Origin of the sequence: Rhizobium sp. BK313, from assembly GCF_014193655.1 — a bacterium.
GTDB lineage: Bacteria > Pseudomonadota > Alphaproteobacteria > Rhizobiales > Rhizobiaceae > Rhizobium.
In genome coordinates this window covers 83,630-105,752 of the sequence record NZ_JACHZQ010000003.1, presented here as the reverse complement: position 1 = coordinate 105,752, position 22,123 = coordinate 83,630, and the positions used below count along the sequence as shown (strand labels likewise).

Annotated in this window: 21 protein-coding genes; 6 read left to right on the top strand and 15 right to left on the bottom strand. The window is 60.5% G+C overall.

Annotated elements, in window-relative coordinates:
* Positions 1–69: 69 nt before the first annotated feature.
* The 6 genes from FHT86_RS16895 to FHT86_RS16870 form a co-directional block, all read right to left on the bottom strand.
* Positions 70–1,440, bottom strand: coding sequence for a phage/plasmid primase, P4 family (locus FHT86_RS16895; protein ID WP_133707986.1), 1,371 nt, complete (start codon positions 1,438–1,440; stop codon positions 70–72).
* Positions 1,440–1,799, bottom strand: a complete 360-nt coding sequence (locus tag FHT86_RS16890) for a hypothetical protein (RefSeq protein WP_133707985.1) — start codon at positions 1,797–1,799, stop codon at positions 1,440–1,442. The genes FHT86_RS16895 and FHT86_RS16890 overlap by 1 nt, the downstream gene beginning before the upstream one ends.
* 1 nt (position 1,800) lies before the next feature.
* Positions 1,801–2,232 (bottom strand): hypothetical protein, encoded by a 432-nt coding sequence (locus tag FHT86_RS16885; RefSeq protein ID WP_183868832.1) that lies wholly within the window; start codon positions 2,230–2,232, stop codon positions 1,801–1,803.
* A gap of 96 nt (positions 2,233–2,328) precedes the next feature.
* Positions 2,329–2,766 carry a hypothetical protein gene (locus FHT86_RS16880; RefSeq protein ID WP_133707984.1) on the bottom strand — a complete coding sequence of 146 codons (438 nt, stop codon included), beginning with the start codon at positions 2,764–2,766 and terminating at the stop codon, positions 2,329–2,331.
* A gap of 129 nt (positions 2,767–2,895) precedes the next feature.
* Complete coding sequence (locus FHT86_RS16875; protein WP_133707983.1) at positions 2,896–4,056, bottom strand: site-specific integrase; 1,161 nt, start codon at positions 4,054–4,056, stop codon at positions 2,896–2,898.
* Positions 4,057–4,311: 255 nt separating this feature from the next.
* Positions 4,312–5,277, bottom strand: a complete 966-nt coding sequence (locus FHT86_RS16870) for a LysR substrate-binding domain-containing protein (protein ID WP_133708620.1) — start codon at positions 5,275–5,277, stop codon at positions 4,312–4,314.
* A 101-nt stretch (positions 5,278–5,378) separates the two neighbouring features.
* Between FHT86_RS16870 and FHT86_RS16865 the strand changes: the two genes are divergently transcribed.
* From FHT86_RS16865 to FHT86_RS16845, 5 genes are all read left to right on the top strand, one after another.
* Complete coding sequence (locus FHT86_RS16865; RefSeq protein WP_133707982.1) at positions 5,379–6,128, top strand: sulfite exporter TauE/SafE family protein; 750 nt, start codon at positions 5,379–5,381, stop codon at positions 6,126–6,128.
* A gap of 85 nt (positions 6,129–6,213) precedes the next feature.
* Positions 6,214–7,020, top strand: a complete 807-nt coding sequence (locus tag FHT86_RS16860; protein ID WP_133707981.1) for an alpha/beta fold hydrolase — start codon at positions 6,214–6,216, stop codon at positions 7,018–7,020.
* An 18-nt stretch (positions 7,021–7,038) separates the two neighbouring features.
* Positions 7,039–7,776, top strand: coding sequence for a bifunctional 2-polyprenyl-6-hydroxyphenol methylase/3-demethylubiquinol 3-O-methyltransferase UbiG (locus FHT86_RS16855; protein WP_133707980.1), 738 nt, complete (start codon positions 7,039–7,041; stop codon positions 7,774–7,776).
* Positions 7,777–7,995: 219 nt separating this feature from the next.
* Positions 7,996–9,117, top strand: coding sequence for an alkene reductase (locus FHT86_RS16850; RefSeq protein ID WP_133707979.1), 1,122 nt, complete (start codon positions 7,996–7,998; stop codon positions 9,115–9,117).
* On the top strand, positions 9,114–9,842 hold the full coding sequence (locus tag FHT86_RS16845) for an SDR family NAD(P)-dependent oxidoreductase (protein WP_133707978.1): 729 nt from the start codon (positions 9,114–9,116) through the stop codon (positions 9,840–9,842). The genes FHT86_RS16850 and FHT86_RS16845 overlap by 4 nt, the downstream gene beginning before the upstream one ends.
* 44 nt (positions 9,843–9,886) lie before the next feature.
* Here FHT86_RS16845 and FHT86_RS16840 read toward each other — a convergent pair whose 3' ends face one another.
* On the bottom strand, positions 9,887–10,915 hold the full coding sequence (locus FHT86_RS16840; RefSeq protein ID WP_133707977.1) for an aldo/keto reductase: 1,029 nt from the start codon (positions 10,913–10,915) through the stop codon (positions 9,887–9,889).
* A gap of 95 nt (positions 10,916–11,010) precedes the next feature.
* Entirely contained in the window at positions 11,011–13,179 is a 2,169-nt protein-coding gene (locus tag FHT86_RS16835; protein WP_183868830.1) for a mechanosensitive ion channel family protein, read from the bottom strand.
* Positions 13,180–13,357: 178 nt separating this feature from the next.
* Between FHT86_RS16835 and FHT86_RS16830 the strand changes: the two genes are divergently transcribed.
* Positions 13,358–14,314: a hypothetical protein gene (locus tag FHT86_RS16830; protein WP_133707975.1), complete on the top strand. Its 957-nt coding sequence runs from the start codon at positions 13,358–13,360 to the stop codon at positions 14,312–14,314.
* A 78-nt stretch (positions 14,315–14,392) separates the two neighbouring features.
* Here the strand turns inward: FHT86_RS16830 and FHT86_RS16825 are convergent, their stop codons facing one another.
* The 7 genes from FHT86_RS16825 to FHT86_RS16795 all read right to left on the bottom strand — a co-directional run bounded on the left by FHT86_RS16825 (position 14,393) and on the right by FHT86_RS16795 (position 22,085).
* On the bottom strand, positions 14,393–15,307 hold the full coding sequence (locus FHT86_RS16825; protein ID WP_166656848.1) for a tetratricopeptide repeat protein: 915 nt from the start codon (positions 15,305–15,307) through the stop codon (positions 14,393–14,395).
* 85 nt (positions 15,308–15,392) lie between these two features.
* Positions 15,393–16,697 carry a nicotinate phosphoribosyltransferase gene (gene pncB / locus FHT86_RS16820; RefSeq protein WP_133707973.1) on the bottom strand — a complete coding sequence of 435 codons (1,305 nt, stop codon included), beginning with the start codon at positions 16,695–16,697 and terminating at the stop codon, positions 15,393–15,395.
* 193 nt (positions 16,698–16,890) lie between these two features.
* Positions 16,891–17,163 (bottom strand): hypothetical protein, encoded by a 273-nt coding sequence (locus FHT86_RS16815; RefSeq protein ID WP_133707972.1) that lies wholly within the window; start codon positions 17,161–17,163, stop codon positions 16,891–16,893.
* 77 nt (positions 17,164–17,240) lie between these two features.
* Positions 17,241–18,200: a glyoxylate/hydroxypyruvate reductase A gene (locus tag FHT86_RS16810; protein ID WP_133707971.1), complete on the bottom strand. Its 960-nt coding sequence runs from the start codon at positions 18,198–18,200 to the stop codon at positions 17,241–17,243.
* An 11-nt stretch (positions 18,201–18,211) separates the two neighbouring features.
* A complete protein-coding gene (locus tag FHT86_RS16805) occupies positions 18,212–19,843 on the bottom strand; it encodes an ABC transporter ATP-binding protein (RefSeq protein ID WP_133707970.1) in 1,632 nt (543 codons plus the stop codon).
* Entirely contained in the window at positions 19,840–20,994 is a 1,155-nt protein-coding gene (locus FHT86_RS16800; protein WP_133707969.1) for an ABC transporter permease, read from the bottom strand. The genes FHT86_RS16805 and FHT86_RS16800 overlap by 4 nt, the downstream gene beginning before the upstream one ends.
* Positions 20,994–22,085, bottom strand: a complete 1,092-nt coding sequence (locus tag FHT86_RS16795) for a microcin C ABC transporter permease YejB (protein WP_133707968.1) — start codon at positions 22,083–22,085, stop codon at positions 20,994–20,996. The genes FHT86_RS16800 and FHT86_RS16795 overlap by 1 nt, the downstream gene beginning before the upstream one ends.
* Between the last annotated feature and the right edge of the window lie 38 nt (positions 22,086–22,123).

Genomic DNA, 22,123 nt, shown 5'->3' with positions numbered 1-22,123 from the left:
TCGGCTCATGACGCGCGTGCGCGTACGTGAGGCATATGCGGAAAACCCGTCACACCCGTCACCAATCCATTACTCGTCACCATACCGTTCGCCTTCCAGAGCCTTCAGCCGAATGCCTATGCGGCGCCGTTCACTGTTCTTGCGAACCAGCGGAAAACCTTTCCTTTCAAGTTCTTCAGAGAACGATTTGAGTGAACCGGAACCTAACCCGTTGCGCTTCATGAACGCTTGCCACGATCCAAAAAGCCGAGTTGCCGTGTCGTAGAGATAGAGGTTGTTGGGCTGGACGTCGCAGCGCTCCTCCGCCCACACGTTAAACGTATCCTGTTCTGCAAAATAGTCTCTCGTCGCGGCGTTGACATCGTCGGGAATAACGAGTCCGTTTCGTTGCCAGTCGAGGCATCCGTCAAGCATCCAGCGCAGGATGCCGGGCCACTCCGCCACCAGGTTATCAGCAAGAGAAAGGTTCGCCCTGGCCGGCTTGTGCAGCATTGGAACGAGGATCAAGCGGCGGCACATCGCATCGCCCACCGCCTTCAGTTCCGGCATGTGGTTGCCCTGGAAGGTTAGACTGAATTGTGGCTTAAAGCTGAAAAAATCGCCGCGCATGAAGCGGGCGCTAATAGTGTCGCCGCCAGTCAGTGCCTTCAGCCGCTGCTCGTTCCATGTCCGGCCTTGGTCGGTTTCCGTGGCACTGACGAGCCGCGCTCCTTCTAGCATGGCAAGCTCGGTGGGGTGACGGTCGTGTGCCGAGGCAAGGAAGGTTTCAATCGGCGCTTCCGTGAAATAGTCCGACGCGATCGCCGAGATGGTACCAAGCAAGGTGCCCTTGCCGTTGCCACCGGGGCCGTAGAGGAAGGCAAACTTTTGCTCGCGCGTCGATCCCGTGAGCGAGTAGCCGCACCACTGCTGAACGAACCGGATCATGGCGGGGTTGCCGTCGAACGCTTCTGACAGGAAGGCCAGCCATCTCGGGCAATCCGACACCTCGGCAGGCACTACAGCCACAGCTCTAGCGATAAAATCGCTCGGCGATGGCGGCATTATGGTGCCAGTTCTGAGGTCGACCGTGCCGTCGGGTGTGCCCAAGAGGAAAGGATTGGGGTTCCATCGGCTTGCGGTGACAGCAAGCTCTGGATGCGCGGCGGCGATAGCCAGGACCCCATGAGCAAAAGCCGATTTGCGGCAATCGCGCCTTTGCGATCCGGTGAGGTTGGCGGAATAATGCCGCGATAGACCCACAGCCCGGTGTAATGCAAGCTTGGTGTCGTCGAGCTCCCAGAGCTTACCCGTCCAGCGATACCATTTGCCTCGCGTGTGATCGAAGGCGAACGCTCCGAAATAGAGGTCGACGAACGTTTGCGCGACATCGCTCTGGCTCACGGTGTCTATATCTTCAAAGGTCGCGGCAGCGTTCGAGCGCTTTGAATTCGCGTCCATCACCTTCTACTCCCCTTTTCGCCCGGATAACCAACCTGCCGGCGGTACCTTCTGTAATCGGCATAAAGCCGCTGCCAGCTTTCATTCTCCGGTTCCGGCGGCGGCGGTGGATTGCGAAGATCGTGGATGGTACGGGTAAGCCTGCCGATCTCGGTGTTGAGATCTGCAATCTCGTCTGTCAACGAGCAGATGGTGGCGATGAGTTGCTCGTTGTGGAACTTCAGGGCGGCGATCTCGTAGGCCTTGGCGATAAGCACGTCGGCGACAGTCTTCCGTGGGGCAGCGTTGTCGACGATCACGTTCGCGCCGCACTGATCTGGCAGGTCTTCGGGAGTGCGAGGGTCGACCACAACCGTCATCTCACCGATCCCAGGCACGTATGCGAGCAGCCGGTTGGCTTCTCAAGGTTCGTTTCTGAGCACGATTTGAAACCGGCGCCGGCCCCATGCCAGATGGCCCCACCGGCTCGAAAGCGGGATGAGGATCCGTTTGTTTAGAAAGCCGTGGAACCGGCGGCTCCAGGCCGATCGGCTCGGATTGGGGGTTAACATCCGGCCTTTTTAGAACCGGCGGCCCCAGGCCGCTTGGCAGCGCGGCCAGCCATTCCTCCGCGTCGGCCACGAATATCAGCGTTTTCCGCCCAAGCTTGTGCGCCGGCAGCCGCCCGGCACCGATCTCTTCATAGACCTTGGACAGTCCGACGCCCGACCAGGCGCGGAATCCTTTGATTGTCATTGCGCCGCGCTTATTCGGCCGCTGCGGCTGAGCCACTTCCTGCTCGTCGTTGTTCATAGCGCATCCTCCTAAAGGCCTGAGGAGGCTGGCAGAGGAGGCTGGAAATGTCGAAGCAAGACAAGGTCCGTCTGCTCCGGGGCATACGGACCAAATTCAGTGTTGGTCTTCAAGAAATTCTGCAAGAAGCGCTGCATCATCGCGGATTTTCTTGCGATGCTTCAGCCATAGATCCTTTACTGTTTTGTCTTTCAGGCCGTATTCATCCGCCGCAATGCCGACAGCTTGCTGCTTTGTTTTGCCTCTGGTGACGTGCCACTCGACGAGCCCCGCGATCTCGAGATCTCGAGCAGGGTTTGCGTGATCCGACCAACCCAGCGTGACCGTGACGCTAATGTCCGTGGCCGTGTTCGGGTCCATCAAATCGGCGAGCGCCTGATCCATTCCGTCATCGGAAATGCGAAGCCACTTTACCAAAAAATCCAAAACACCTTCGGGGCCCAAAACCCTCGCTATGGCCCGAAGGGAGGCGTGAGCGAATGCCTTGTCGTGGAATTTAGCAGGCGGCTGGTTTTCGGGGGTGTCGTCGGTCATCGCGCTGGACCTCGCATCGCACCATGGAGGCGCAGGGAAGCCGGCGGTGCAGTGCCAGCTTGTCGGATGCCTCCTATCCCTGCGCGCAAAACCCTCTCATGTTGGACCCCTGGCGTCCATTGCGCCGCCCTAGGCCACAGCCAGACTAACCACCTTGGAAGCGTCGCCACCAAGAAAATCCGTCCACGCCCTCATCAGTTTGCGACGCTTCTCGAGGGCTGAGCCGCGCCGATAGGCCGCCTCGACGCCCTGCAGCGTGTGGGCAAGCGCCGCCTCGGCGATCTCACGCGGAAAGGACGTCCGATCGCCGGCCCAGTCGCGGAACGATGATCTGAAACCATGGGGTGTCACCGGCTTAGCCTTCAGGCGACGCAGCAGCATTTCCATCGATGAGGCCGATAGCGGGCGATCCTTGCGCTCACCCGGAAACACGAAATCGTTGCGGCGTGTCTCAGCCAATCCCTTGAGAATGGCAATGGCACGCGGGGACAGTGGCACCTGATGAACCCGGGCCGCCTTCATGCGGACGGCAGGAACGGTCCAGATAGCGCGCTCGAGGTCGATCTCGTCCCATGTGGCGCCCAAAACCTCACCAGACCGGCCTGCAGTCAGGATCAGGAACTCAAGCGCTCGCGCCGCCATGGCGTCGGCAGAGCGCAGCCGAGCGACGAGGGCAGGCACGTCGGCAAAGGGCGTCGCCGCGTGATGACCACGCGTCAGCTTCCTGCGCGCGGGAAGGATGGCGTCGAGGTGGCCACGCCACTGCGCCGAGTTCTCGCCTGAACGCCAGCCTTTCGCTTTGGAGAACGCAAGTATCCGCTCAATGCGGCCACGCAGGCGGGAAGCGGTTTCGGGCTTCGTCTGCCAAACTGGTTTGAGCACCCGCAAGACGTCCTCGGTGGAGATGGCCGAAACCAATAGCGGGCGAAGGTGCCGGCAGTAGGCATCACCCAGTGTCATCGACCACTGCGCGCGATGCTTCGCGTTCCGCCAGGCTGGCTCGTTGTCGACAATGAACAGATCGACGGCCTCGGCGAAGGTGGGCTCGGCTGCCTTGCGACTTTCGGCAAGCGGATTTCCGCCCCGCTCCAAAACGCTGCGTTTCTCAGTGGCGAGCTCCCTCGCGCGCTTCAGTGATACTCCCGGGTAACCCCCAAGGCCCATCGCGCTGCGCCGTCCTCCGACTTTCCACATGTACAGCCATGCCCGTGAGCCGGACGACGCGACTTCGAGCCATAGACCGCCGCCGTCACCGTGCCGGGCCCGCCCCTGCAGCCTTGACCGCGACATCCGTCAGCTTGTGAAGTTCTCTCGCCATTTCCCTGCACCTTTTCCTGCACCTTTATTGCCGGTTAATAGCACATGTAGGCGCAAGCTAGAAGATGATGAAAGGCAAGAAAAGCAAGGAAATCAAAGGTTCTTTCGCATGCTGACGGAAGTTAACGAAGGCTGAAAGATGATGGGTACGGCGTCCTCCCTGTCCGCCATGAACTCTTTTGTCCGTCCCGAAGACATAGTTACAGTTTGTCCCTGGGACGTAGGCCCTCAGCGCGACGTTGGCGGCTTGCGCGTTGCAGCGGCAGCCGAGTAGCCTTGTGATTTCAGCGACGAGCCCGGACTGCCTTTCGTCCCAGCGCTCAAATGCTCGACCAAATCACGCGCGAATGGAGACAGTTCTTCGATCGCACGCATGCAGAGCGAGAGATGGCGTGTCGCCCAGTCATCGACCAGCGGGATCGGCCGGATGGCCATCGACCGGCGGCATCTTTTCGCGGCGGTTTCCGGGACGATCCCGATTCCAACGCCCTGGGCCACCATTCGACAGATGCCCTCGAATGTTCGCATCCGCACCCGAAATTTCAGAGGATGGCCCGCGCGGGCCGCATGCTCGTCGATATGCTCCTGTAAGGGGCTCCCGATCGTCAATCCAACGAACTCCTGTCGAACGATCTCTGCAAAGGCGAGCGCCTTGGCCGCTGCCAGGGGATGATCGGGAGGCATCACCACGACGAGGCGGTCGACAGCGAAGGGCAGAAGCTGCAAATTGCCCGCATCGACGGCATCAGAGATAATCCCGATCTCCGCCAGACCGCCCGCCACCGCCTTCACGATCTCGGTGCTCAGACGTTCAGTCAGATCGATGTCGATGTGGGGACGGCTGGCGAGATAGAGCGCAAGCGCCTCTGGAAGAAACTCGGTGATGGCGGCCGTGTTCGCCAGCAGCCGGATATTGCCTTTCAGTCCCTTGGCATAGCCGCCCAACTCGCCCTGCATATGGTCGATTTGTCGAAGAATGATGCGCGCGTGGTGCGCAAGAGCATCGCCGGCTGCCGTCGGCGCGATCCCTCTGCGGCGTCGTTCGAGCAGCCGCACGCCACTCACCTCTTCCATTCCGCGCAGCCGTTCGCTGGCCGAAGGAAGCGCAAGATTTGCCCGCATTGCTCCATGGGTGATGCTGCCCGCCTCGACCACGAGCAGGAACAGGCGGAGGTCTGTGAGATCGAAGCGCATGGGCGGGAAGGCTACCACGTGCTCAGCCTTCGGACCAGCCTAAGGCTGGATTAGGATCATCCGCATTGCGAGGCACCGGCAGAATTGCCACAAATAACGGCATGTTCGATCCTTCTCCATGGCCGATCGTCGCCACCGCCTTGACGTTCCTCCTCGCCGGCATCGTCAAGGGTGTAACCGGCATGGGCTTGCCGACGGTCGCCATGGGGCTGTTGGGCGCCATCATGCCTCCGGTCGCAGCGGCGGCATTGCTGATCGTGCCATCCTTCGTCTCCAACGTCTGGCAGTTATCGGCCGGACCAAATTTCGTCGCGCTTGCGAAAAGATTGTGGCCTATGCTGCTCGGCATCCTGGTCAGCACCGTCGCTACCTCCTCCATTCTGGCGAGCGACAATACTCGCTGGACCACGTTGGCGCTCGGTACGGCCCTGGTGATCTATGCCGGCTACACCCTGTTTGCCCGTCAATTGTTCGTGCCAAAGCGTGCGGAGCCCTGGCTGTCGGCCCTGATCGGCCTGATGACCGGCGCCGTCACGGGGGGCACCGGTGTTCTCGTCATTCCTGCCGTTCCCTATCTTCAGGCGCTTGGATTGGGCAAAGACGATCTGATCCAGGCTCTCGGGCTTTCCTTCACGGTTTCGACCGTCGCTCTTGCGATCGGATTGGCGTCGCGCGGCGCTTTCCAACTCGACAATCTGGCGATGTCCTCTCTCGCCATGGTGCCGGCGCTGCTCGGCATGTGGTTGGGACAAGCGATCCGGCGAAAGGTCAGTCCCGCAACATTTCGCCGATGGTTCCTGATATCTCTCATCGTACTCGGTGGCGAGCTTGCCCTGCGTTCATTCTTCTAGCGCGGCATGGCCAATGATGCCCTCATCCGGCCTTCGTGTCCGGGGCACGATGCGCTATAAGGGCGATATTTGGCGGGGGATCAGCATGGAATTCCAAGACGACAATCTCGAAAAGTTTGCGGCAGATGGCGCGGCACCACTGCCGGCCTCGGATATCCAGGGTCATGTCGAACACGACGGCGCCCGCATCTGCTATGCGGCCTACGGGTCCGGCATGCCGGTCATCCTGCTGCATGGCGGTCTCGGGAACAGCGGCAACTGGGGGTATCAGGTGCCCGCCTTGATCGGTGCCGGCTACCAGGCTGTTGTCATCGACAGCCGTGGCCACGGGCGCAGCACGCGCGATTCGCGGCCTTACAAATATGAGCTGATGGCATCAGACGTGTTGGCCGTGATGGACAGGCTACGTATCGAAAAAGCTGCCGTCGTGGGATGGAGCGACGGCGCGTGCACGGCATTGATCCTCGCCAGGACCAATCCGGCGCGCATTCCAGGTGTTTTCTATTTCGCCTGCAACATGGACCCCAGCGGCACGAAAGAATTCGTGCCCACGCCGATCATCGACCGCTGTTTTTCCCGGCACGTGAAGGATTACGCCGCCCTGTCGGCGACGCCCGATCAGTTCGATGCCTTCGTTCAGGCGGTCGGCCTGATGCAGCGGACGGAGCCGAACTATTCCGCCTCCGATCTCGCTGAGATCGACGTACCGGTCGCGATCGTGCACAGCGAGCATGACGAGTTCATCAAGCGCGACCATGCCGACCACCTTGCCCGCAGCATCCCCGGCGCAGAGCTTGTCCTGCTTTCCGGCGTCAGCCATTTCGCACCGCTACAGCGGCCGGCGCAATTCAACGACGCGATGCTGGCTTTCCTTCGCAAGATTGCGCCGTAGCAGCCGAGGAGCGGCGGCATGCCCGATCTGCATTACGAAAATCCCGAGCTTTCGGCGCTCTACGAGCTCGACAACGGATGGTCGGCCGACTCGGATTTTTACCTGGCGCTGGCCGGCGGGCCTAGTACAGCCGCGCCGAAGCGTATCCTCGACCTCGGTTGCGGCACCGGCCTGCTCGCCGATGCCTATGCAGCTTTGGGCCATGCCGTTACCGCGGTCGATCCGGCTCAAGCCATGCTGGATGTTGCGCGCCGCAAACCCAATGGCGAAAAGGTCGAATGGGTCCAATCCTCCGCGCAAGCCTTTCGCTCGGATCAGCGCTTCGATCTCATCGTCATGACTGGCCACGCCTTTCAGGTCCTGCTCGAAGACGACGACATCCTCGCCACCTTCGCGACCATGCGAAAACATCTAGCTCCAGGCGGCAGGATAGTTTTCGAAACCCGCAATCCGACAATCGACTGGCGGAATTGGTGGGTCGACGACATCGATCTTCCCTTGGACGGGATGATCGTCCGCGAGTCCCGGCGGTTTCTCTCCATGGAGAATAATCGCATGTCGTTTGAGCTCCACTATAGCTTTCCCGACAAGGTTCTGGTGTCCGCAAGCGAGCTGCTGTTCCTGCCGCGGACTGCCATCGAAGAGCGCCTTACCGCTTCCGGCCTGCAGGTCGAGAATGTGCTTGGAGACTGGGACGGGCGGCCGTTCGACGCGGCAGTGTCGCATGAAATGATCTTTACCGTGCCCGGTGATTGATTGCGCCAAGAATTCAAGGCCTCACCTTCGGCGCGTGCTCCCGGCAAGGGCAGCGCGAAAATCCTCACTATACAAATCTCGCTTGTGCGGGATTTGGTTGCGCACGTCCGATTGTTGGAATACATGATGAACATCATATTTCAACACTCCCGAGACCGAACCGCCGGTGACCGGCCCTTCCGCCCCGGGGAGCAAAATCCGCTCCAGGCAGGAGATTTTATGACAGCTACTTTATTTTCGCCGCTAGCCCTTGGTCCTTACGAACTGGCGCATCGCGTCATCATGGCGCCGTTGACGCGCATGCGGGCAAGCCAGCCGGGCAATATACCGTCCGCAATGAATGTCGATTATTATGCCCAACGCGCGTCACTAGGCGGGTTGATCATTTCCGAAGGCTCGCAGATTTCGCCGAGCGGACAGGGCATGCCGGCAACGCCGGGCATCCACACGCCGGAACAGATCGCCGGCTGGAAGGCGGTCACCGAAGCGGTTCACGCCAAGCGCGGCCGGATTTTTCTGCAGCTCTGGCATGTCGGCCGCATCTCCCATTCATCGCATCAGCCCGGTGGCGCCCCGCCGATCGCGCCCTCGGCGATCGCCGCTTCGGGGAATGCTTTCACGGCGTCGTTCGAGCGCGCGCCCTTCGAAACGCCGCAAGCAATTGATACCGATCTGATGCCCCTGCTGATCGAAGTCTACGGCCAGGCTGCGGCCAACGCGAAGGAGGCCGGTTTCGACGGCGTCGAAATCCACGCCGCCAACGGCTATCTGATCGAACAATTCCTGCAGGCCCGGTCGAACCGGCGTACCGACCAATATGGCGGCTCGATCGAGAACCGGACACGCCTGCTGCTCGAGGTGGTCGAGGCGGTGTCCGCGGTCTGGGGTTCGGACCGCGTCGGCGTCCGCCTCTCTCCCTTCGGCATTGCCAACGACAGCGGCGAGGACGATCCGCTGCGCCTCTACGGCCATGTCATTCGCGAGCTCGACCGACTGCATCTTGCCTATCTGCACCTGATTGAGCCGCGCGCCAGCGGCGCAGGCCAAGCCGAAGTCGACCACAAGAACGTGCCATCGGCAGCCGAGCTCTTTCGCCCCGCCTGGTCCGGAACCTTGATCGCCGCCGGCAATTTCAAGCCCGAAACTGCCGAGGCGGCCCTTGCCGCTGGCCATGCCGACGCCATCGCCTTCGGACGCCTGTTCATCGCCAATCCCGATCTGCCGGAACGCATTCGCCGTGGCGCGAGGCTCAACCCCTACAATCGCCCGACATTTTACGGCGGTGGCACGGAGGGTTATACAGATTACCCGACACTGGATGCCAGGGAGGCTGCAGAATGAGCACGCCAAGCGCCATCATCGTTGGAGTGGGAGCGGAACAGGGTCTCGGCGCAGCCCTCTGCCGGCTGCTGGCCGACAAGGGCTATCACGTCATCATCGCCGGCCGGACATTGGAGAAGATAGCCAAGGTCGCCGGCACCATCACCGCCTCCGCCGGCAGTGCGGAAGCGATAGAAACCGATGCGACGGACGAGGCCGCGGTGAAGCAGCTTTTCGATCACGCCTTTGCGCCGCAGGATGAGATCGACCCGCCCGATTTCATCGTCTTCAATGCCGGCATCAACCGTCACATCGGCTTTCGAGATGTCACCGCTGCCGAGTTCGAGGAATTCTGGCGCGTCGGCTGTTTCGGCGGCTTCCTCGTCGGGCGGGAGGCGGCCCGGCATCTCGTACCCCTCGGGCGCGGCACGGTAATCTTTACCGGCGCCTCGGCGAGCCTGCGCGGCAAGGCCGGATTTGCGCAGTTCGCCGCCGCCAAGGCGGGCTTAAGAATGATCAGTCAGAGCATGGCGCGGGAATTTGGGCCGCTCGGCCTGCATGTCGCACACACTATCATCGATGGCGGCATCGACGGCGAAAGGTTGCGGTCGAGGCGGCCGGACCTGGAGGCCGACGCGCTGCTCAACATCGACGCGATCGCCGAGACCTACTGGCATATCCACCGCCAGCATCCCTCCGCCTGGACGCAGGAGATCGACCTGCGCCCCTACAAGGAAACCTTCTGAGCCGGCGCCTTTTTGGGGCGCCGGCCCATGAAAAGAGAATTCCCTTAGCCGGCTGGAAAGGGATTGCGTTCATCGAAGCCGCGCTGATGCCAATAGGGATAGGCGGGGGTCTGGGCGCTGGCGGCGTCGAGGCGGGCGACCTGTTCCGCTGTCAGGTTCCAGCCGATGGCCCCGAGATTGTCGCGCAACTGGCCTTCGTCGCGAGCGCCGATGATGATGCTCGACACCGTCGGCCGCTGCAGCAGCCAGTTCAGAGCCACCTGCGGAATGGTCTTGCCGGTTTCCTTGGCGACGTCGTCGAGCGCATCGACGACGTTGTAGAGATATTCGTCGTCCACCTGCGGACCGCGATCCGCCGTCTTGTGCAGGCGGCTGACCTCCGGCAAAGGCTGGCCGCGGCGGATCTTGCCGGTCAGACGGCCCCAGCCGAGCGGGCTCCAGACGACGGTGCCGACCTTCTGATCGACGGCAAGCGGCATCAACTCCCATTCGTAGTCGCGGCCGACAAGCGAATAATAGGCCTGGTGCGCCACGTAACGCGGCAGATTGTGGCGATCGGCCGCCGCCAGCGACTTCATCAGATGCCATCCGGAGAAATTCGAGCAGCCGACATAACGGATCTTGCCGGCACGCACGAGATCGTCGAGCGCCGACAGCGTTTCCTCCACAGGCGTCATGGCATCGAAGCCGTGCAATTGGAAGAGATCGATATGGTCGGTCTGCAGGCGCTGCAGTGAGGCTTCCACGGTCTTGATCAGATGGAAGCGCGAGGAACCGACATCATTCGGCCCATCGCCGGAACGGAAGGTCGCCTTGGTGGAGATCAGCACCTTGTCGCGGCGGCCCTTGAGCGCCTCGCCCAGTACCTGCTCCGCAACGCCGCCGGAATAAACATCGGCGCTGTCGAAGAAATTGAGACCGGCATCGAGGCATATATCGATCAGGCGGCTTGCCTCACTGACGTCGGTTGCGCCCCAGGCGCCGAAAAACTCGCCTTTGCCGCCAAAGGTGCCAGTGCCGAAGCTGAGAACGGGCACGCGAAAACCCGATCCGCCGAGATAGCGATAGTCCATAACATAACCTCCAAATGGATTGATGAATCAAATATGCCACAGGAGCGAACCTGTACCTAGGTCAGGCTGCGTTCACACCTGGGTGATGTGTGTCTCTACCCAGTTTGTTCAACACCTTCGACGCTCGCGGCCCGCATCTCGATCACCTGACGGGCGGCAGCGGCGGCAGCATCCTTGTCGCTGGCGACCTGCACCGTCGGGAACGCAAAACGAATGCCGTTTTCATCGAAAGCCTGCTTGATCATCGCCAAGGCGTTGCGCCGGATGACGGAGAGTTCGCCGGGCTTGGTGGTGATCGCCAGTCTGATTTCGATCGCGAAATCGCCGAACTGCTCGACACCCTTCATCTTCAGCGTCTGGATGATGTTGGGCGCCAATTCCGGATTGTCGAGCAGCTGCTGGCCGATGTCCTTGATGATCCGCTTAGTCTTCACCAGGTCGGTGTCGTAGGTGACCTTCAGGATGATCTTGTCGATCGCCCAATCGCGGTTCATGTTGTTGACCGCGCCGAGCGAGCCGAAAGGCACGGTCGCGAGCGGACCGCGCTGATGGCGCAGCTTCACCGAGCGCAGACTGAAGGATTCGACAACACCCTTGTGGTTGCCGCTTTCGATATATTCGCCGATGCGGAAAGCATCGTCCCAGAGATAGAAGATGCCGCTGATGACGTCTTTGACGATGGTCTGCGCGCCGAAACCGACGGCGACGCCGACCACGCCGGCGCCGGCGATCAATGGCCCTATCTCGATGCCGAGACCCGACAACACCATCATGATGGCGATAATGCCGATAATCACGGCAAGGATATTGCGGAAGATCGGCAGCAGCGTGTGCAGCCGGGCGCGCCGGGCCTTTATCTCCTCGCTATCGCTGTCAAGCGGCACAGACGCCAAGAGCTTGGCGTTGATGTAGGTCTTCGAAAGATGCCAGAGCAGATCGGCGGCCAATAGAATGACGACACCGCCGAGAATGCCGCGGACCACGCGGTCAATCATGGATTCAGGCGGCCTCATCATCATTTCCGCCTCGACGCCGAGCATCCGGCCGAGCCAGAGGGCGGCAAGCGCGATGATGATCGCGCGTACGCCGCGGTCCAGCAGCACCGTCGCGAGCTTGCCGGCACCGAGAACACCGCCGGCGGCATCATGCAGCGCCTCCACCGCCCGCGACGAGACCGAGAGTGCGCGCGGCAGCAGAATAACATAGATACCCAGCCACAACAGGCCCTCTAAGCCGGTCACCCACAGAGCCCAAAGCGCGGCGAAATAAATCGTCAACAGCCACGAGACAACCTTTCTACCATGCGCTCCGGGATGGCCGGGGCGTGCCCAGACCGCCTCCACGGCGATCAGGAACAGGCCGATGCCGAGCGTATAGCCGACAAGATCGCGGGCGCCGCTGGAAAAGCCGAGCGGTTCCATGGCCTGGATCACCGCCCAAGCGCAAGCGAAGTAGATGACGAACAGGGCGCCGCGCCGATACCAGTATTTCGCCACCTGCCGCCGCTCGGCGATGCGCGCAGCGCCACCGTCCTCATCGAGAATGTCGCTCGCCCGGCGCATCGCGATCAGCTCCATCAGCAGTTTGCCTAGAGAGATCGCCAGCCTTATGGAGACGAGCGCTATGACGCAGGCGATCGCAAAACTTTCGATGATCGGCGGCCAGTCGAAGACAAGAAGCGGAACCAGCGTTGCCGCGCCGTGAACGATGGCGGGCACGACGCCGCCCATGAACTGGAACCGCGCGGCCTGAAGTTCGGTCTCGACGCCATCCGCCCTCTCGGTATGCTGCATATGTTTGATATTGATCAGGCGTGCAACCACCAGTTCAGCCACGAGACCAAAGAAAAACAGCACCAGCGCCTGGATACCGATGCGCAGCCGGCCTGCTGCTTCCCCCTCGTTTTCAAGTCTCCTGGAGGCTGTCATCACCTCGGAGGGCAATGTCATCGCTGCCCCTGATACTATCTCCAAGTGCCGTCTGGTGTGGCCGAGGGTATCAGACAATTCCGACATCTGGCCGCCGCTACCCGTGCTGGGACTGCCGGCGGAAGCGGGCGTGGAATTGACCTGCGACGCAAGCCATTGCTTGACATCAGGCTCGCTCATCAACTGAATGAGTTCTCGGACCTTCTCCGGCGGCGGCGCGACGGTGGCCGCTGACGGCGCCGCACTTTGCGCGAGAGCCGCAGCCGGTGTTGCGAACGCAAAAAGACACAGAAGCAGCGCCCCGATCGCCTGCCTGCCACCCCCAACTATACTCATATGCAATGCCCTTCTTGCAATCGGCCTGATCAGTCCGTTTTTTTGCAGACTATACGCCTTTTTAGCGCGAACAAGCAGGCACTTACGCAAGTGGCTCAATCAGTTGGCGTCAGCATTGCGCGAGAGCCGGTGGCACGTTAGGCTTCGTAGAAACCGTTTGGTGCTTGGGGACGTACGCGTGTTCAATTTCCTGAAACAGCTCTTCGGCGGAGCCAAACGGCCGAATACCCAGATTGAGCAATCAGCCCCTCCCGCGCCAACGCCCGCCGAGACGCCGGCGATCAAGAGCCTCGATCTCAACATCCCCGATGAAGCGCTGCAAGACGAGGCACGCTTTGCAAGCTACCTGCAAGAGCGCCTGCCCTTTTTCGGCGACGTGATCAAAGTCGACTATGATCCGGGAGCCGGCAGCCTGACGCTGCATAGCCGCAATGGCGACAAGATGACGAAATTTCTGAGCAATGCGCTGTTGGCGTTGAGGGAGAAGCAGGGACCGGCGCGTGCTCAGGCTCTGCTCAACTATCTCAATATGACCGAAGCCATGGAAGGCGACGACGAGCTCGGCAAGGTTCTGCCAGTGCTGAAGTCGCGCAACTTCGTCGACGTGGCGCGGCAGCAGATGATGCAGGCGGTCAAGGACGAACCAGACCCGCCGCAATTCGTCTATCTCGACGAAGCCGAAGATCTGGTCAGGCTTTTTGTGGTCAATGGCGACACCGCCGTCAGCTATGTGATGACCACGGCGTTGGACGGCTGGGGTATCGACATCGGCGAACTGGCTGAGACGGCACAGGCCAATCTCTACAAGTTCCTCTCCAAAACCGGGGTCCAGATCGCCAAACGCAGTCAGTTCCAATATGTCGAGATCGACGGCCAGTTCGAATCGAGTGTCGCCTTCCTGCCGAAATTCTGGGCCCAGGTGCAGGATCAGTCCGGCGGCGCCGCGCCGATTGCGGCCTTTCTGTCACGCGACAAGGTATTCTTCACCCATGAAAACGACGCCCAGGGACTGCAGCTCCTCGAACTGATCAGCGCCGATCTCAGCGACGTGCCCTATGTGATCTCACCGGATCAGTATCGCTGGGAGAACGGCAAGTGGTCCCTGTTCAAGCGGGTGACGCGGAGTGTGCAGTAGCGTGCGACCTTGCCTTTCCCTGGCACATTAACACGAACTCGTGCAAACGCCGGTTTGTGCGAATGCCTTCTCACTAATTCATTTTTTGGAAGAAGATGGGATGATCGTTGGCTTGTCCGTTTCGGAAGAGCTGTCTGTAACTACAGATGAAGCTTGTGTATCAGCCGCCCTGCGATACCAGTAAGCCGACGCCGACGCATCGGTGGGATGTGCACGCTCCGCGTAAGCAGCACTAAGACGCTTTTGCGCCCATGGGTCACCTTGCTCCGCAGCCTTCGTAAGCCACTTAATCGCCAATTCGCTATCCCTATGATTGTATTGCGCATAAGTGTAGATTTCGCCAAGGCCGCGTTGGGCGTCCAGATCGCTTTGCTCCGCAGCCTTCGAGAGCCAGATGATCGCCTGATCCACATCTCGGCTCACGCCTTGGCCGCCTAGATACATCTCGCCGAGCCAGTATTGGGCTGAGCCTGTTCCCTGCGCTGCCGACTCGCGAAAACCATCTATCGCTTTCTGAAACCAGAAGTTCGCCTTCACGACATCTGGCTCCGTGCCCTCGCCTTGAGAATACATACCTCCAAGCAAGTATTGAGCCATGACATCGCCGTCCTCAGCCGCCTTGCTCAAGCCAGCTATTGCCTTCTGAAACCAGATATTCGCCTGTTCGGGGTCTGGAGCAGCATCGTCATCACCAAGTGAATAAGCGAGAGCCAGGCGACGTTCAGCGTAGGGGTTATTTTGATCGGCCGCCTTGCGAAACCAGAAAACGGCTTGCTTAAAGTCTGGCTGTACACCTAATCCAAAGAAATATAGGCGCCCCAGGCCGTACTGAGCAGTTGCGTCGCCCTGCTCCGCCCGTGGCTGCCAATTCAGCAGTGCTGCTTTATAGTCGCGCTTTGCGAATGCGGCTTTCCCGTCATCCGTTTGCGCGTAAGCGGGTAGCGAGAGGACAAGGCACAACAGTAACCCGTAGCCACAATGATTCAGTACCACGGCTGATCCTTCAATTGAAACGGCAGCATCCCATCTTTGCAACAATCGGCAAAGTTGTCACGTGCCTCGTTCCAAAAAAGATAGATTACACCAGCACCTCTTGATCGACGCGATCCTCGGCTCCGAAGAATTTCAGATAGCGCTCGACTTCGGCGGCCTCGCCCGTTGCCTTCTGCGGATTGTCCGAGAGTTTGACGGCCGGGCGGCCGTTGGCTTCGATCACCTTGCAGACGATCGAGATAGGGTTGAGGCCGTGGATTTCGGTGGGCGCACAGCCGGCGAAATCGTTGGTGAGGTTGGTGCCCCAGCCGAAGCCCATGCGCACCCGGCCCTCGAAGTGCTTGTACGTGGCGATGATCGCGTCGACATCCAGGCCGTCGGAGAAGATCAAAAGCTTCTGGCGCGGGTCGCGGCCCATCTTCTTCCACCAGTCGATGATCTTTTCGCCGCCTTCTATGGGAGGTGCGCTATCCGGACGAAAACCAGTCCAGTCGGCCACCCATTCCGGTGCGTCGCGCAGGAAAGAGGCCGTGCCGAAGGCATCGGGCAGAACCACCAGCAAGTTGCCGCCGTAAAGGCGGTTCCAGTCACGCAACACCTTGTAGGGCGCCTTGCCAAGTTCATCATCGGTCTCAGCCAGTGCCGCCGCTACCATCGGCAGCTCGTGCGCGTTGGTGCCGACCGCTTCGAGATCGGAATCCATGGCAAGCAGCACGTTACTGGTGCCGGTGAAGGCATGGCTGACGCCTTCCTTCAGCGCTTCCACGCACCAACGCTGCCAGAGGAAACTGTGGCGGCGGCGGGTGCCGAAATCGGAAATGCGCAGGCCAGGCAGTTCCCGCAGCCTCTCGACTTTTTCCCACATCTTCGCCTTGGCGCGCGCATAAAGGACATCGAGCGTGAAGGGGCCGAGCGCCTTCAGCGCCGCGCGCGAGCGGAGCTCGTTGATGATGGCAAGCGCCGGAATTTCCCACATGGTCGTTTCCTTCCACGACCCGTGGAAGTCGAGAATATACTGCCCGTCGCGCTTCGAGAGTTCATATTCCGGAAGCTGGAAATTCGACAGCCAGGCCAGGAATTCCGGCTCGAAGATCTGGGCGCGACCGTAGAAACTGTTACCCGCCAGCCAGATCATCTCCTTCTTGGCAAGCCTGATCGTGCGGGCATGATCGAGCTGCTCGCGCAATTCCTTCTCGTCGATCACTTCGGCGAGCCGCACGCTCTTCGTGCGGTTAATCAGAGAGAAGGTGGCGTTGACGTCCGGATAAAGCTTCCAGATCATCTGCAGCATCAGGAGCTTATAGAAATCCGTATCGATCAGGCTGCGGATGATCGGATCGAGCTTCCAAGTATGGTTATAGACACGGGTGGCGATATCCGTTTTCGTCATGTCTTCCTGCCCCGTCTCCCTGCGCCCCGGAGGTCATGCTCCACACCTCCAGCTTGTTGGCGGCGGGTATAATGCTCTTCTTATCAAAAAATGTTGAGCGAAAGTCCAGTCACTGAAAGGAAATTGATACTAAATTGAACGTGCTGCCGCGGACAGCGGCAATGCGTGCCTAAGTTTTGACTGATGGCCGAATTCATTGCGGCTGGGAATTGCCTTGAACCGGTGGTTTCGGCGGCGCGGTTTGATCTTGAGTCGCCGTCACGGGCGCTGTCTGCGTGGTTTGGCCGCCCCATATTTCCGCCAGCGCCCAGACGATCGCTGTCAGGGCAAGCGCGACAATGAGCATCGCCAATACCCGGCGCCCCATGCGCCCTTGCTTGGCTTCGGTCGCCGGCAGTTCCTTTTCCTCATGCAGACGGTGATCAGAATCCTCCCAATGCGTATGGGTTTCCAGCTTCCGTGGCATGATTGCCTCCTTCCAGCTTCGCTTTGCGGCGGCGCTCATTGGAAAACGGAAGCAGCTCTGGAAGGTTCCGAGGATGCTCAATAGCCCCGGCTGCGATCCACCAGATATTGCAGCGGCTCGCCCCGTTCGAAGCGGGCAATCTGTTCTTCAACATGGCGCATCAGCGAATATTCCTCCGAAACCGCTGCATCATGCGGGGTGATGACGACATTCTCCAGGCCCCAGAGCGGGTCATTCGCCGGCAGCGGTTCGACGTCGAAGACATCCAGCGACGCACCGCCAAGCATACCGGATTCGATCGCCGAGACGATATCGGCTTGAGCCTGGCTCTTGCCGCGCCCGGCATTGATGAACACCGGCCTGCCCAAGGCGCCGCCACGACGAAGCCTGGAAAAGAGCGAGCTGTTGTAGAGCCCCGTGGTCTCCGGCGTCAGCGGCAGCAGGCCGACGAGAATATCGGTCCGCGCGAGAAAGGCATCGAGCTCACCGGCGTCGAACGTCTCCATGCCGTCGATCTGCCTCTTCTGCCGCGACCAGCCGATGACATTGAAGCCCATGAACTTGAGCTTGGTGGCGGCATCGAGGCCGAGGACGCCGAGGCCCATGACGCCGACCGTGACATCGCGTGCCTCCGGTGCCACCAGATGGCCCCAGACGCGCTTGCGCTGGTGCCTGAAGTGACCGAAGACGTCGCGCAGATGCATGAGGCATTGCAGCACGACCCATTCCGTCATGCGCACCGTCAAACTGCGGTCGACGAAGCGAACGATGGGAATGTCGGGCAGACCGGCGATATTCAACATGGAATCGACACCGGCGCCGCCGGAAAAGATCACTTTGAGGTTGGGCGCGCGCTGAAAGAGATCGGCATCCGGCTTCCACAGAAGGGCATAGTCAACGTGGCTCAGATCCGCGCTTTTGTTGGCGGGATCGGCGAGATTGATGCTGCCTCGATCGACGAAAGCGGTTTTAAGGACTTTGGCGATGGTCTCAGGCGTGAACTTGAGATCGACGAGAACGGGGCTTTTGGCCGGCATGGCGATTATCTTTATTGCTGGACGGCGGCAGTGGGCACCGCCTCGATGTTGAAGGCGGCGGCGAGAAGCGCCTTAGTGTAGTCCTCTTTCGGCGCACGGAAAATCTCTGCTGACGCACCCTGCTCCACGACCTTGCCGAAGCGCATGACGATCAGATCGTTGGCAAGCGCCTTCACCACTTTCAGGTCATGGCTAATGAAGAGGTAGGCAAGGTCATGGCGCCGCTGCAGGTCGCGCAGCAGGTCGACCACTTGGGCCTGAACGCTCATGTCGAGCGCCGAGGTCGGCTCGTCCAGCATGACGAAGCGCGGCTTCAGCACCATGGCGCGGGCAATGGCGATGCGCTGACGCTGCCCGCCGGAGAATTCATGCGGGAAGCGCCAGCGGGTCAATGGATCGAGGCCGACTTCCTCCAGCGCCCAGCAGACGCGCCGATCGCGTTCTTCCGCCGACAGAGATTGCTCATGCACCTTCAATCCCTCGGCGATGATCTCGCCGACCGACATTCGCGGGCTCAGCGATCCATAAGGGTCCTGGAAGACGACCTGAAGCTGGTTGCGCAGCGGCCGCATCTCCTTGAAGGAGTAGTCGGCAATATCCTTGCCGACAAAGCTGATGCGGCCTTTGGAGGAAATCAGCCGGGCAAGCGCCAGGCCGAGCGTCGTCTTGCCGGAGCCGGATTCACCGACGACACCGAGCGTCTGGCCGGCCCTCAGCCTTAGATCGATGCCGTCGACCGCCTTCACATGGTCTACCACCTTGCGCATCAGCCCGGCCTTGATCGGGAACCAGACCTTGATGTCTGAGCCTTCCATGACCACCGGCTTGCTGATGTCGCCCACCGGTGGCTCGCCGCGGGGCTCGGCGGCGAGCAGATGGCGGGTATAGTCATGCTGCGGATTGATGAAAACCTCTTCGACCGTGCCGGTCTCGACGATGTGCCCCTTGGTCATGACGCAGACCCGATCGGCGAATTTACGGACGATGCCGAGATCATGGGTGATGAACAGCATCGACATGCCGTGCACACCCTTGAGATCACGCAGCAGCTCGAGAATCTGCGCCTGCACCGTCACATCGAGCGCCGTTGTCGGCTCGTCGGCGATCAGAAGCTCCGGCCGGTTGGCGAGCGCCATGGCGATCATCACGCGCTGGCGCTGGCCGCCGGACAGCTCATGCGGATAGGCCTTGAGGCGCTTTTCCGGCTCGCGGATGCCAACCTGGTTCAGGAGCTCCAGTGTACGGCGACGGGCTGGCTGGCCGACCACGCCCTGGTGCAGCGCCAGGATTTCGCCGATCTGCTTTTCGATCGTATGGAGCGGATTGAGCGAGGTCATCGGCTCCTGGAAGATCATGGTAATGTCGTTGCCGCGGACGGCACGCAGCTCATTGTCAGACGCCTTCAGCAGGTCCTTGCCCTTGAACAGGATTTCGCCCGAGGGATGGCTGGCGGACGGATAGGGCAGCAGCTTCAGGATCGAATTGGCCGACACCGATTTGCCCGACCCGGATTCGCCGACCAATGCAAGCACCTCGCCCTTGGCGATATCGAAGGAGATGCCATCGACGGCTGTCGAGGTCCGTCCGCCCTGGTGAAAGGCGACGGAGAGGTTGCGGACGGACAACAAGGGATTTTCGCTCATCGGAACGTCTTCCTCGGATCGAAGGCGTCGCGCACGGCCTCGCCAATGAAGATCAAAAGTGACAGCATGATCGACATGGTGAAGAAGGCGGAAAGGCCGAGCCAGGGGGCCTGCAAGTTGGATTTGCCCTGGGCGATCATTTCGCCGAGCGAGGGCGAGCCGGGAGGCATGCCGAAGCCTAGGAAATCCAGTGAGGTCAGCGTCGTGATCGAGCCGGAGAGGATGAAGGGCACGAAGGTGAGGGTCGCGACCATGGCATTCGGCAGCAGGTGGCGATACATGATCGTGAGGTTGTTGACGCCGAGCGCGCGGGCGGCGCGCACATATTCGAAATTGCGCGCTCGCAGGAATTCGGCGCGCACGACACCCACCAGACCCACCCAGGAAAACAGCAGCAGGATGCCGAGGAGGATGAAGAAGCCGGGCGGCAGGACCGAGGCGATGATCAGCAGGATGTAAAGCACCGGCATCGAGGACCATATCTCGATGAATCGCTGCAAAAGAAGATCCGTCCAGCCGCCGAAATAGCCCTGGATGGCGCCAGCCGCAACGCCGACGATCGCCGAGCAGATGGTCAGCGCCAGGCCGAACAGCACGGAGATGCGGAAGCCGTAGATCATGCGCGAAAGCACGTCGCGCGCCTGGTCGTCCGTGCCGAGCCAGTTGAGATTGCTCAAGGTGCAATTCGGGTCGGCAACGCCCTTTTCATAGCCCGAGCAGCGCTGTTCCTTGCTCATCAGCCAGAAGGGCGCGGTCGGAGCGGATGTTCCCTTTGGAAGGTTCGAATTGGCGGTCTGGTAGGAGTAGTGGATCGGCGGCCAGATCATCCAGCCATTGGCGTTGATCTCGTCCTTGATATCCTCTGCGCGATAATCCGTCTGCGCAAGGAAGCCGCCGAACTTGTCTTCGGGATAATCGACGAAGACCGGCAACAGGATCTCGCCCTTGTAGGAAACGAGGATCGGCCGGTCGTTGGCGATGAATTCCGCCCCTAGACTGAGAACGAACAGGATCAGAAACAGCCAGAGGGACCAATAACCACGCCCGTTTGCCTTGAAATTCTGCCAGCGGCGAACGTTGGTCGGGGAGAAGAGACCTCTGCGCGGCGGTTTTACCGCGGCCGGGGATGCGGATTTGGTCGCTGCGTCCATCAGACGTCCCTCCGCTCGAAATCGATGCGCGGGTCGATCCAGGTATAGATCAGGTCCGAGATCAGGCCGACGAACAAGCCGAGCAGCGAGAAGATATAGAGCGTCGCGAAAACGATCGGATAGTCGCGCTGGACGACGGAGAGGTAACTGAGCCGGCCGAGGCCGTCGAGCGAGAAGATGTTCTCGATCAGCAGCGAACCGGTGAAGAAAGCGGATATGAAGGCGCCGGGAAAACCGGCGATGACGATGAGCATGGCATTGCGGAATACATGGCCGTAGAGCACCCGCCGCTCGCTCAGGCCCTTGGCGCGAGCCGTGATGACATATTGCTTCTTGATCTCCTCGATGAAAGAATTCTTAGTGAGAAGCGTCGTCGTGGCGAAGGCGGCGAGCGACAGCGAGATCAGCGGCAGGACGAGATGCCACAGATAGTCGATGATCTTTTGCCACCAATTGAGATCGGCAAAATTGTCGGAGACCAGGCCGCGCAGCGGAAACCAATCGAAGAAGGAGCCGCCGGCGAAAAGCACGATCAGCATGATGCCGAAGAGAAAACTCGGAACGGCGTAGCCGATGATGATGACGCCTGATGTCCAGACATCGAAGGTCGATCCGTCCTGTATCGCCTTGCGAATGCCGAGCGGGATGGAGATGGCGTAAGAGAAGATCAGAATCCAGATGCCGAGCGAGATCGACACTGGCAGCTTCTGCGCGATGAGATCGATCACCGTCGTATTGCGGAAAAAGCTTTCGCCGAAATCGAAGCGAATATAGTTCCACATCATCTGCCCGAAGCGCGTGAGCGGCGGCTTGTCGAAGCCGAACTGCTTGTCGAGCTTGGCGATCAGCTCCGGATCGAGCCCCTGGGCGCCGCGATATTTGGAACTGCTGTCATCGACAGCCTGTTGGGCGAGACCATCGGTGCCGCCGGACAGGCGGCCTGCGGCATTGTCGGCCTGCCCGGTGAGCTGTGCGATAACCTGTTCGACCGGGCCGCCCGGCGCGAACTGGATGATGGTGAAGGAAATCGCCATGATGCCGACGATGGTCGGGATCATCAGCAGCAGACGTCTGAGGATATAGGCGCCCATCAGCCCTGTTCTCTTTCAAAAGAGCCTATGCCGTGCCT

Excerpts from the sequence above, each read along its gene's own strand:
- FHT86_RS16800 (WP_133707969.1), bottom strand. The coding sequence starts at position 20,994 with ATGGACGCAGCGACCAAATCCGCATCCCCGGCCGCGGTAAAACCGCCG.
- FHT86_RS16815 (WP_133707972.1), bottom strand. The coding sequence starts at position 17,163 with ATGCCACGGAAGCTGGAAACCCATACGCATTGGGAGGATTCTGATCAC.
- FHT86_RS16805 (WP_133707970.1), bottom strand. The coding sequence starts at position 19,843 with ATGAGCGAAAATCCCTTGTTGTCCGTCCGCAACCTCTCCGTCGCCTTT.
- FHT86_RS16890 (WP_133707985.1), bottom strand. The coding sequence starts at position 1,799 with ATGACGGTTGTGGTCGACCCTCGCACTCCCGAAGACCTGCCAGATCAG.
- FHT86_RS16850 (WP_133707979.1), top strand. The coding sequence starts at position 7,996 with ATGACAGCTACTTTATTTTCGCCGCTAGCCCTTGGTCCTTACGAACTG.
- FHT86_RS16880 (WP_133707984.1), bottom strand. The coding sequence starts at position 2,766 with ATGACCGACGACACCCCCGAAAACCAGCCGCCTGCTAAATTCCACGAC.
- FHT86_RS16845 (WP_133707978.1), top strand. The coding sequence starts at position 9,114 with ATGAGCACGCCAAGCGCCATCATCGTTGGAGTGGGAGCGGAACAGGGT.
- pncB (WP_133707973.1), bottom strand. The coding sequence starts at position 16,697 with ATGACGAAAACGGATATCGCCACCCGTGTCTATAACCATACTTGGAAG.
- FHT86_RS16810 (WP_133707971.1), bottom strand. The coding sequence starts at position 18,200 with ATGCCGGCCAAAAGCCCCGTTCTCGTCGATCTCAAGTTCACGCCTGAG.
- FHT86_RS16860 (WP_133707981.1), top strand. The coding sequence starts at position 6,214 with ATGGAATTCCAAGACGACAATCTCGAAAAGTTTGCGGCAGATGGCGCG.
- FHT86_RS16840 (WP_133707977.1), bottom strand. The coding sequence starts at position 10,915 with ATGGACTATCGCTATCTCGGCGGATCGGGTTTTCGCGTGCCCGTTCTC.
- FHT86_RS16795 (WP_133707968.1), bottom strand. The coding sequence starts at position 22,085 with ATGGGCGCCTATATCCTCAGACGTCTGCTGCTGATGATCCCGACCATC.
- FHT86_RS16835 (WP_183868830.1), bottom strand. The coding sequence starts at position 13,179 with ATGAGTATAGTTGGGGGTGGCAGGCAGGCGATCGGGGCGCTGCTTCTG.
- FHT86_RS16865 (WP_133707982.1), top strand. The coding sequence starts at position 5,379 with ATGTTCGATCCTTCTCCATGGCCGATCGTCGCCACCGCCTTGACGTTC.
- FHT86_RS16885 (WP_183868832.1), bottom strand. The coding sequence starts at position 2,232 with ATGAACAACGACGAGCAGGAAGTGGCTCAGCCGCAGCGGCCGAATAAG.
- FHT86_RS16870 (WP_133708620.1), bottom strand. The coding sequence starts at position 5,277 with ATGCGCTTCGATCTCACAGACCTCCGCCTGTTCCTGCTCGTGGTCGAG.
- FHT86_RS16895 (WP_133707986.1), bottom strand. The coding sequence starts at position 1,440 with ATGGACGCGAATTCAAAGCGCTCGAACGCTGCCGCGACCTTTGAAGAT.
- FHT86_RS16875 (WP_133707983.1), bottom strand. The coding sequence starts at position 4,056 with ATGTCGCGGTCAAGGCTGCAGGGGCGGGCCCGGCACGGTGACGGCGGC.
- FHT86_RS16855 (WP_133707980.1), top strand. The coding sequence starts at position 7,039 with ATGCCCGATCTGCATTACGAAAATCCCGAGCTTTCGGCGCTCTACGAG.